At 36.1% G+C, this 10,200-nt stretch carries 6 protein-coding genes and 1 rRNA gene; all 7 read left to right on the top strand.

The features are described 5' to 3' along the window. Positions 1-106 (top strand): 5S ribosomal RNA (rrf, locus tag ACTWP4_RS20495); the annotation flags it as partial. Between the two features lie 632 nt (positions 107-738). Next, complete coding sequence (locus ACTWP4_RS20490; RefSeq protein ID WP_443130647.1) at positions 739-1,866, top strand: GntR family transcriptional regulator; 1,128 nt, start codon at positions 739-741, stop codon at positions 1,864-1,866. A 294-nt stretch (positions 1,867-2,160) separates the two neighbouring features. Continuing rightward, positions 2,161-3,123, top strand: coding sequence for an ABC transporter permease (locus tag ACTWP4_RS20485; RefSeq protein ID WP_443130646.1), 963 nt, complete (start codon positions 2,161-2,163; stop codon positions 3,121-3,123). A 17-nt stretch (positions 3,124-3,140) separates the two neighbouring features. After that, positions 3,141-4,031: a carbohydrate ABC transporter permease gene (locus ACTWP4_RS20480; RefSeq protein WP_443130645.1), complete on the top strand. Its 891-nt coding sequence runs from the start codon at positions 3,141-3,143 to the stop codon at positions 4,029-4,031. Positions 4,032-4,095: 64 nt separating this feature from the next. Next, positions 4,096-5,736, top strand: a complete 1,641-nt coding sequence (locus ACTWP4_RS20475) for an extracellular solute-binding protein (RefSeq protein ID WP_443130644.1) — start codon at positions 4,096-4,098, stop codon at positions 5,734-5,736. A gap of 102 nt (positions 5,737-5,838) precedes the next feature. After that, complete coding sequence (locus ACTWP4_RS20470; RefSeq protein WP_443130643.1) at positions 5,839-7,863, top strand: glutaminase domain-containing protein; 2,025 nt, start codon at positions 5,839-5,841, stop codon at positions 7,861-7,863. Positions 7,864-7,885: 22 nt separating this feature from the next. Beyond that, on the top strand, positions 7,886-10,078 hold the full coding sequence (locus ACTWP4_RS20465) for a hypothetical protein (protein ID WP_443130642.1): 2,193 nt from the start codon (positions 7,886-7,888) through the stop codon (positions 10,076-10,078). Positions 10,079-10,200: the final 122 nt, after the last annotated feature.

Below are 10,200 nucleotides of genomic sequence, written 5' to 3'. Positions count from 1 at the left end.
TAGCGGAGAGGTCACACCTGTTCCCATGCCGAACACAGTAGTTAAGCTCTCCAGCGCCCATGGTAGTTGGGGCTCGCGCCCCTGCAAGAGTAGGACGTTGCCAGGCAATTGAAAAACTTCTTAGTCATTAGACTAGGAAGTTTTTTTGACAAGGTAATAAAATAAAATGTCTAGGAAAGCCCCTAGCAACTCGCCTCCGTATGATAAAGTTGCTGACTGTTAGAAACCAGAGGCATAGCAGCCCGTATACTTTTGGGTGAAAGTCAACATCAGTGTGGCCAGTATATTCATGCCCGTCCATATAAGATCAAATCCCAATTCTGTTTTTTCTACATACCTAAGCCTACATAATAATTGAATGTCCATCTTTAATTCCCTTCGTGACTCCGTAGGCGCCATCTAATTGATTGGGACACACCACAACCTTAACCTATAAGACCTCTCTAATAATCAGGATGAAAACTGGCACCTAGATCATAGACCCATTACGTGGTACTTGAAAATTTAATACGAACCTTTTATCACGGTGCTATTTGTCCGTGAAATCCCCACCTTCAAGGTTCGAGTAAATCAAAGAAGCTAAGTGGGGAATAACGGACGCAAACATCCTGATAAGTTTCATTAACCATCAGTGGGGGCTAAACACCGTAGACGTAACAATTAAGTACTATCACTAGCACTTTTAACTCAAATAATATATTGTTATATTGACGGATTATTTATAGGTGGTGACTACATATGAAATCCTTATATGAAAAAATATACGAAGAATTAAAGCAAGACATTATATCTGCAAAATATAAAGTTGGGGACAAGGTTCCATCTGAAAAAGAGTTATCCGAATACTTTAATGTAAGTACTATAACAACTAAAAAGGCTTTAGAAAAGTTAACACATGAGGGATTTGTTTATAGGAAACGTGGTAAAGGAACGTTTGTTTCTAAAAATACTATGGACATGAATATTGTAAAAAGCGATGCCCAAAATAAGAAGCCATTGTTTGGTTTAATTCTTACTACTTTTGATGATAGCTTTGGAAACAAATTAATTTCCAGTCTAGAGGAAGAATCCCACGATAAATGCTTTATAATTTTACGGCGGTCTTTAAGTATCCCAAATAGAGAAGATAAGCTGATAAGAGAGTTACTTGAATATGGTATAGATGGTCTAATTATATCACCGGCTAAAGCTGAACACTATAGTCTTGAAATTCTTAAAATGATAGTGAATCAGTTTCCTTTAGTGTTAATTGATAGATCATTTAAAGGATTGGCTACCACTTCCGTTTCAACAGATAATGAACAAGCGGCTAAAATAGGGATAAATCATTTGTTAGATCTGGGGCATGAAAATATAGGTATTCTTATACCCGAAGACAACGGTACAACCACTATCGAAGATCGTATTAAGGGTATTGTTGAAGCCACTGCAGAAAGAAAAATTATAGTTAATCGTGAGCTTTGGTGTTCGGATATAAAGAGCCCATATCCTACTCATGAAGATACAAAGAAAGATATAGAAGTTATAAAGAATCATATAAAGAAGAATCGAAATATTACCGCTTTATTTGCTTTAGAATATAACATAGCTGTGTTAGCGAAACAGGCCGTAGAGCAGTTGAACTTAAAGATACCAGAAGACATATCGATTATGTGTTTTGATAGCCCACCCCGAAATGCTTTAGAATGGAATTTTACACATTTACAACAAAATGAAGAAGAGATTGGTCGGCTAGCATTAAATAATTTACTAGAAATGTATAATGGCAACTTTATCATTGATGATATCCGAGTATCAGCAACCTTGATTGAGGGGAATACAACTGTGAAAAACGCTGTTAGTAAAGGTACGACTAAAATTAAATAACTAAGTATATTAAATTTAATGGTGCTGTTCCAAATTTGGAGACTTGCTACAACAATAGTCTAACAGTAGACGAGTTGTATTAAGTGTTTATTCATTGGAACAGCATATTTTTTATTCAATATTGATATAATATTATATTAATTGTCGAATAAAAAATATTGACATACTATATTATATCAATTATAGTTATATGCAAGCGCATACATATTGAGGCGGAAACCATCTTATATTGTTTTATCTCTTTAGGAAGATTATTTACTAATTTATCTGAGCTCGAGGGGGAGTGAGGGTGTTATGAATAATGTTGGAATTAGTACAAAATCTAATAGCCCAAATTTAAGTAAGACAAATAAGAAAAGTATTTGGTTGAGAATCTGGCAGCATCGTTTATATTATCTATTTATGCTTCCAGGTATCATCTGGTTTATTATCTTTTCGTATATTCCGATGTACGGTTTAACGGTAGCTTTTAAAGATTTTAATTTTATAGGCGGAATAACAGGCAGTCCTTGGGCTGGTTTAAAATATTTTAAGGAATTCTTTAATTTTTATCAATCCTGGGAAATCATTCGCAATACTTTAACGATTAGTGTAATGAAGCTAGTAATAGGGTTTCCCATGCCAATAATTCTAGCATTGTTATTAAATGAAATTAGGATTATGAAGTTTAAAAAGACTGTACAAACCATCTCCTATTTACCTCACTTTATTTCTTGGGTAGTTGTAGTCACCATTTTACAGCGCATGCTAACTCCATACGGTGGCCCAATAAATGAAATCTTAGCTTCTTTAGGTTTCGACAAAATTCAATTCTTAGGTAACCTTAATTATTTCTATCAGGTTGTCATTCTTTCAGACATTTGGAAAACGGTGGGATTTGGAGCGATTATCTATTTGGCAGCAATTTCTGGCGTTGATCAGCAATTATATGAAGCGGCCAAAATGGATGGTGCTAACAGATTCAGGCAAATGTGGCATATTACAGTACCTTCGATACGTCCAGTAATGGTCATTATGTTCTTACTTGCTTGCGGTAACATTATGACAGTGGGGTATGAGCAATTGTTATTATTAAATACTCCAGCGACCGCTTCCATAGGAACGGTGTTAGATGTTTATGTAATTGAATCAGGATTAGAGCAAGGGCGGTTAAGTTATGCAACAGCTGTAGGACTATTCCAGGGTATTATCGGTGTCATTCTAATTGTTGTTGCAAATAGTATAAGTAAAAAAGTAAATGAAACATCATTATGGTGAGGAGGTTACTTGTACAAATGAAAAAAAAGTGGTCGTTATTTTCGATTTTTAACTATCTGTTTCTTGCTGTTTTTTCGTTTACTACGTTATATCCATTTATTTACATCATAGCTTATTCACTAAGTGATGGTGTGGAAGCAATGAATCATCCAATTTATTTTTTGCCACGTGGATTCACACTGGAGAATTATATACAGATATTTAAGGACACTACATTTTTAAATGCGTACGTTATTACGATACTTAGGACAGTTATTGGTACGTTTCTGCATGTTTTTTTATCTGCACTGTTTGCATACGCATTAACGAGAAAAAGTTTACCAGGAAAAACTTTCTTTACCTTCTTTATTTTTATACCATCAATATTTAGTGGTGGAATGATACCTAACTTTATACTATACCGGGAATTGGGATTAATTAATAATTTTTGGGTATATGTTTTCCCGTTTTTGTTTAGCTTTTTTCATATCATAATCATGCGAACTTTTTTTCAACAATTACCTAGTTCATTAGAAGAATCTGCACAAATAGACGGTGCTAGCAACTTCAGAGTTTTTATAAGCATCATCCTGCCGTTATCCATGCCGGTTATGGCTACTATTGCCTTGTTTCAAGGAGTGTTTCACTGGAATGATTGGTTTACAGGAACCTATTTTGTTACAGAGGAATCATTAAGACCTGTACAGACACTTCTTAACGAACTATTAACTGAATCCGAAGCATTAGCAAATGCTGCACAAAAGGCGTCACAAACTGGTACAACTGTTTCAGCTGGTGTCATGACGGTTACACCTGAGTCCTTACGGATGGCGACGCTAATAGTTGCAACATTACCAATTATTTGTGTTTATCCATTTTTACAAAAGTATTTTGTTAAAGGAATAATGGTTGGCTCCATAAAGGAATAATAGTTTTTTCATCATTTGGAAGGAAGGCTTTTTTATAATAAAAACAGAAAATGGAGGGATTTATATGAAACAAAAAATCATCAAGATGTTTCTAGCTTTATCGGTTTTTTTACTATTTACATTATTAGTAGCGTGTAGTGACGAAAGTGGAAGTAGTACTGAAGAGGGCGATACAGTTACACTGAAGGTTTTGCATAACTGGAATGGATCAGGGGCAAATGCACCAGAAGATCCAATGAATAACCCTGTTGCTAAAAAAATAACAGAAGAAACTGGGGTGAAGTTAGATTTTGAATATACAAATGGTAGTGAAGTTGACAAATTAACACAAGTCTTAGCAACTGGAGAGTTTCCGGATATTTATATTGGCCCTGCATGGGGGAAAGAAGCTGAATTATTATTAGAAGCTGCAAACGATGGTCTGTTACATGATTTAGCTCCGTATATAAAAGAGTATCCAAGGCTGGAAGAGGTAGTGAAAAAAGAGAATATGTCTGTATCATTATATAATAATATTATTAGCAAACAACAAGAGGGTCAATACATGCTTCATTCTATGTATCCAGCTACCGAGGCTGATATAGAGGATTGGTTGTATGGATTATACGTAAATAAGGATATTGCAAATGAGGTGGGGATAGATCCTGGATCAGTAAAGACTCCGGATGATCTATATAACTTTTTGAAAGCGGTTAAAGAAGGTGGGTTTGAAGCAAATGGTAATCTTGTATTTCCGTTAGGTGCATATGATAATGGTTGGCCGTTGGATATCACCTCTGAAATGTTTGTACCTGTAGCAGGATCTGGAAGTTGGTTTATTGATGATGAAGGTAATGCAAGGTATAACTTTATGACAGAGGAATATGAAGAATGGATCCTATATATGAGAAAACTAATGAGTGAGGGTTTACTAGATCCCGAAGTATATTCCCATACAGGAACAATTGCCAGAGAAAAGATAGCTCAAGGCAGATACGCAGTAATACCAAATCAATTCCCAGGTCTTTGGAATGATACGAAACAAGGTGGTATTGAGGAGAAATATATTCCTTTAGGACCATTAGAGGATTACAATGGAGATCGTTATCGAACAGAATTTAATGTTCAAGGAAGTCAATTAATTGCTGTTTTCGCAGAAGCTTCTGAAGAAAAACTAGAGGCATTTGTTAAATTATTCGATTATTTATCAAGTGATGAAGGGTTTCTACTAACTAGATACGGTATCGAAGGTGTACATTATGATCTAGTCGATGGAGAAGCAGTCGCAAAAGAAGAAATGGTCGAGAAAATAAACGATAGCACGTTGAAGGATGAAGGTATTAATCACTATTTAGCGTTTTCAGGTTTAGATCGAGAGGATTCGCTTGGTGGTGGACCTTTTGGTCATCAATTTGATAAGCAATATGAAGTTAAGAAAGAATTTATCAAGATAAGAAGAAAAGAAGGTATACAACCGATTACAGGAATTGATCCTCATTCAGTATTAAAAGCACATCCAAATTTTGAACAGATTGAACCTGTAACGGTTGCAATGGGAGATGTTGTTCAACAAGCAATTCATGCAGGATCTGATCAAGAGGCATTAGATATAATAAATGAAACCCGTGATGCACTAATTGAAGCGGGTATTGAAGAGGTCGCAGCTGAAATTACGAAACAAGCCCAAAGTGGAACAGAATTTATGCGCTATCGTACTTCAAATTAATTCTTGTAACTAAGTTAGCGTTAAATGGAGTCCCTCTTCAATAGAAGGGACTTCCATTATATTTATATGGTTTTCTATATTTTAATGATTGGATGTGGCATGATGACTTTTGTACTTAGACCTCCTGCAGTTCCATTGGTAACAACTGATCCCTACTTTAGTGTCTGGAGTAGCAACGACCATCTTTATGATGATCATACACATCATTGGACATATCAATCGGGTGGAACTACTGGTATTCATGGGATGGTGGGGATGGTACGTGTAGATGGAAAAGTATGGCGCTTTATGGGAAAACTATTTCAAACGGATAATGAACAAGAACCAGACCATTTAGAACAAATTCAGCTTACAGTAGATCCATTAAATACCATTTATCTTTTTGAAGGTGCGGGTATAACTCTTCAAGTAGAATTCATGACTCCTCTTTTGCTAAATAACTTAGAAGTTTTAGCTAGACCAGCGTCTTATATAACATTTGAAGTTTGGTCGAAAGATGGTAATCAGCATGATGTTCAAATTTATTTTGATGTGACAGGGGAGTGGTGTGTCCATGATACAAGTCAACAAGTGAATTGGTCACGATTGACTTTAGCGAACGATATGGAAGACATGACAATAGGTTCCGTAGACCAGCCTGTATTAAAGCGTCAAGGTGATGATACACGTATTGATTGGGGATATTTCCATTTAGTATTACCTTACTCTAGTCAAACGGAATCTGTTATTCATTCTATTGAAATTCGTAAACAATGGTTGGAAAATGGGTCACTACCTGAAAATGATGATATAAATATGCCTCGCAAAGTAAACGAAAATTGTCCTGTCATGGCAACAGTATTAGACTTTGGAACGATACATTCAGAAAAAAAATCAAAGTTTCTAGTTCTGGCCTATGATGATATTGCTTCTGTCGAATATTTTCATCAACCACTTCCAGGGTATTGGAAAAGAAATGGTCAAACGATAGAAGAAATGTTGCAAGTAGCGGTAAGTGAGTATCCTTCAATCAAACAGGAATGTTATCAATTTAATAAAGAATTAAGGCAAAAGGCTATGGATGTCGGTGGTTACACGTATAGAGACATAGTATCACTGGCATATCGTCAGGCAATTGCGGCTCATAAGCTGGTTGTTGATGAAAACGGTGATTTGTTATTTCTTTCAAAGGAAAATAACAGTAACGGATGTATTGGAACCGTAGATGTTAGTTATCCATCTATACCACTATTCTTGATATACAATCCCGAGTTGATTAAGGGAATGATGCGACCAATTTTCCGTTATGCACGGTCAGAAGAATGGCCATATGAATTTGCTCCACATGATGTCGGTTGTTATCCCATTGCCAATGGTCAAGTATATGGGAAAAACGAGAGAGGAAACCAAATGCCAATTGAAGAATGTGGCAATATGTTAATCATGATGACAGCAGTATGCTTGGCAGAGGGAAGGAAAGATTTTGCAGAAGAAAATTGGGATTTGCTGACACTGTGGGCTAAATATCTCACAGATAATGGATTAGATCCAGGACATCAGCTTTGCACGGATGACTTTGCTGGGCATTTAGCACATAATTCAAATCTCTCGATCAAAGCAATTGTAGGGATAGGTAGTTATGGGCTTTTATGTGGATTGTTAGGGAATGTAGAGGAAAAGGCGAGGTATATAAAGCAGGCTCAGCAGATGGCAAACGAATGGGAACAAATGGCCAGTGATAAAGATCATTATAAATTAACGTTCGATCAGTCTGGAACATGGAGTCTAAAATATAACATGATTTGGGACAATATATTCTCATTAAACTTATTTTCCAAAGACGTTAAACAAAAGGAAATAAAATACTATCTTAGACAGCAAAATCAATTTGGAACTCCATTAGATAACCGTGATACGTATACAAAAGCAGATTGGTTGGTATGGACTGCAGGCTTAGCGAACCAAAAGAAAGATGTACTTTCTCTAATTGAGCCGCTTTGGCATTTCTTAAATGAAACGGAAGACCGGGTCCCATTTACAGATTGGTATGATACAAAAACAGGAAAACGGCTAAACTTCAAAAATCGATCTGTAGTAGGAGGACTATTTATGTTATTACTCATAGAGTCAGATTCGGATAATAACTAACACTATTTTTAGGAGGTGAATCATGGGAAAACATGCAAGGTTTGAGGAAAAAACAGGTTTTCAGGAAAGAGTAGCATATCATCCTACCATTGATTTACGAACTGATTTTGTGATGGTTTATGGTATAGATGAATCCATGTCCAAAAGAATCAAGGAATGGCAAGAGCATGGATATGTGGTTCATCTCATGACAGGAGTGTCATGGGGGGAATATCAAGATTATTTATATGGTCAAGTAGATGGAAGAGACCACTGGGATGAGGCACAAAAAAATCGATTTGGTGAGACGATTAGTCATGGTAAAGATGTTCCATATATGGTACCCACTGTTGCCTTTACAAATTTTTTAACGAAACGAATTAAGGTGGCGGTAGATGCAGGAGTGGAAGCAATTCATCTTGAAGAACCAGAATTTTGGGTGGAAGCTGGTTACTCTGAAGCTTTTAAGAGAGAGTGGAAGATTTTTTACAAGGAACCATGGACGCCGCCCCATGAATCAGTCGATGCTCAGTACCGAGCATCCAAATTAAAAGCGTTTCTATATAAAAGATGTTTAGACTTGCTTTGTACAGAGCTTAAGGAATATGCTCAAGTAAAATATCAAAGAGACTTACGTTTTTATGTACCTACCCATAGCTTGATTAACTATACACAGTGGCGAATAGTTAGCCCGCAGTCTCAATTGTTAAGTATACCTACAGTTGATGGATATATTGCGCAAGTATGGACGGGTACTTCTCGTACTCCAAATGTTTATAACGGTATTACAAAAGAGAGAACGTTTGAAACAGCCTACTTAGAATATGGAATAATGCAGGAGTTGGCTCGAGGAACGGAAAGGAGAATGTGGTTTTTACATGATCCAATCGAAGATAATCCCAATTATGATTGGGACGATTATAAGAGTAATTATGTAAAAACTTTAGTAGCATCGCTATTTCATCCAGATGTATTTCGTTATGAAATATCCCCTTGGCCAAACAGAATCTTCAATGGATCCTACCCAAGGAAGGATAGAAAAGGAAAAGAACACATTCCATCAAGCTATGCGACTAGTTTACTAATCATTATTAATATTTTACGAGACATGGAACAAGATTTTGTTGAATGGGAAGCGAACATGGATCCAATTGGTGTGCTGCTCTCTGATACTGTCATGTTTCAGAGAAACCATCCTGAATTTTCTGAAGAAGATATATCACGAAAGTATGACGGAACAGAAACAGAAATGCTGAAAGGAAGAAAAGCGAAAGAATTGCTCTATTGGTCTGATTTTTATGGATTAGCTCTTCCATTTTTGAAATCCGGAATACCTGTCAGACCCGTTCAATTAGATAATATTAGGCGCTTTCCATCCTATTTAAAAGATTACAATACATTGATTCTTAGCTATGAATTTATGAAACCAGAAGCTCCGGATATCCACCTTGGATTAAGCCAATGGGTTCAAAACGGTGGTTGCTTGATATATGTTGGTGATGGAAGTGACGACTATCATCAAGTGAAAGAATGGTGGAACTTACAGGGAAGTGAATTTGCAACCCCTGCAGAACATCTTTTTGAAACATTAGGAGTTGATCCAAATGCAACCGAAGCAATTCATCGTGTTGGAAAAGGGAGCGTTAGCATCCTTTCGAAACATCCAAAAGAATGCGCACAGAATATCCAGAATGCTGAGCAATTGAAGAATTTAGTTAGAAAAACAACAGAATTATGTGCAGAAGGTCAAATACTTTCTAACAGTGTATGGGAAGAAAAAAATTACTTGTTAATCAAACGAGGACCTTATGTAATTAATTCAGTGATGGATGAGTCAATTAATAAAGACCCATTACACCTACGTGGCTTATATGTTGATTTATTAGATCATAATCTAACGATACGAGAGGAGATTAACGTCCAGCCTGGAAATCAATCACTGCTATACGATCTAAATTATCGAATGACAAAAAATGGTATTCAGGTTATTGCAGCTTCTTCCCGAATTGAAAATGTTGTAGAAGAGAATAACGATTATGTGATTCTAGTGAAAGGGCCTTTGTATGTGCCAGGAGTTAGCAGAATAAGATGTGCAAACGAACCTGTAAAAGTTCTAGTTGCTAAACAATCAAATAATTATACGGAGATTAATTTTAAATGGGATCAAAGAAGTAATACGCTTCTGATTCACTATGAAAATGATCCTAAGGGTGTCAAAATTAAAATAATAGTTTAATCTACTAATTTCAGAGCAATGAAGGGATGAATAATGGAGTTACGTCTTACCTTCGTAGGCCTTTGAAAATAATCTAATTAAAAGATTATGCAAAATTACTAAGCACAATTGCGGAGGGTCGA

It is taken from the genome of Gracilibacillus sp. D59, from assembly GCF_052246695.1.
Taxonomy (GTDB): Bacteria; Bacillota; Bacilli; order Bacillales; family Amphibacillaceae; genus Gracilibacillus.
The sequence above is the reverse complement of the archived record's forward strand: the minus strand, read 5'-3'. Positions and strand labels throughout refer to the sequence as shown.

What these genes read in the sequence shown, in the direction of transcription:
- ACTWP4_RS20475 (WP_443130644.1), top strand. Translation starts at nt 4,096, where the DNA reads ATGAAACAAAAAATCATCAAGATGTTTCTAGCTTTATCGGTTTTTTTA.
- ACTWP4_RS20465 (WP_443130642.1), top strand. Translation starts at nt 7,886, where the DNA reads ATGGGAAAACATGCAAGGTTTGAGGAAAAAACAGGTTTTCAGGAAAGA.
- ACTWP4_RS20490 (WP_443130647.1), top strand. Translation starts at nt 739, where the DNA reads ATGAAATCCTTATATGAAAAAATATACGAAGAATTAAAGCAAGACATT.
- ACTWP4_RS20480 (WP_443130645.1), top strand. Translation starts at nt 3,141, where the DNA reads ATGAAAAAAAAGTGGTCGTTATTTTCGATTTTTAACTATCTGTTTCTT.
- ACTWP4_RS20485 (WP_443130646.1), top strand. Translation starts at nt 2,161, where the DNA reads ATGAATAATGTTGGAATTAGTACAAAATCTAATAGCCCAAATTTAAGT.
- ACTWP4_RS20470 (WP_443130643.1), top strand. Translation starts at nt 5,839, where the DNA reads ATGACTTTTGTACTTAGACCTCCTGCAGTTCCATTGGTAACAACTGAT.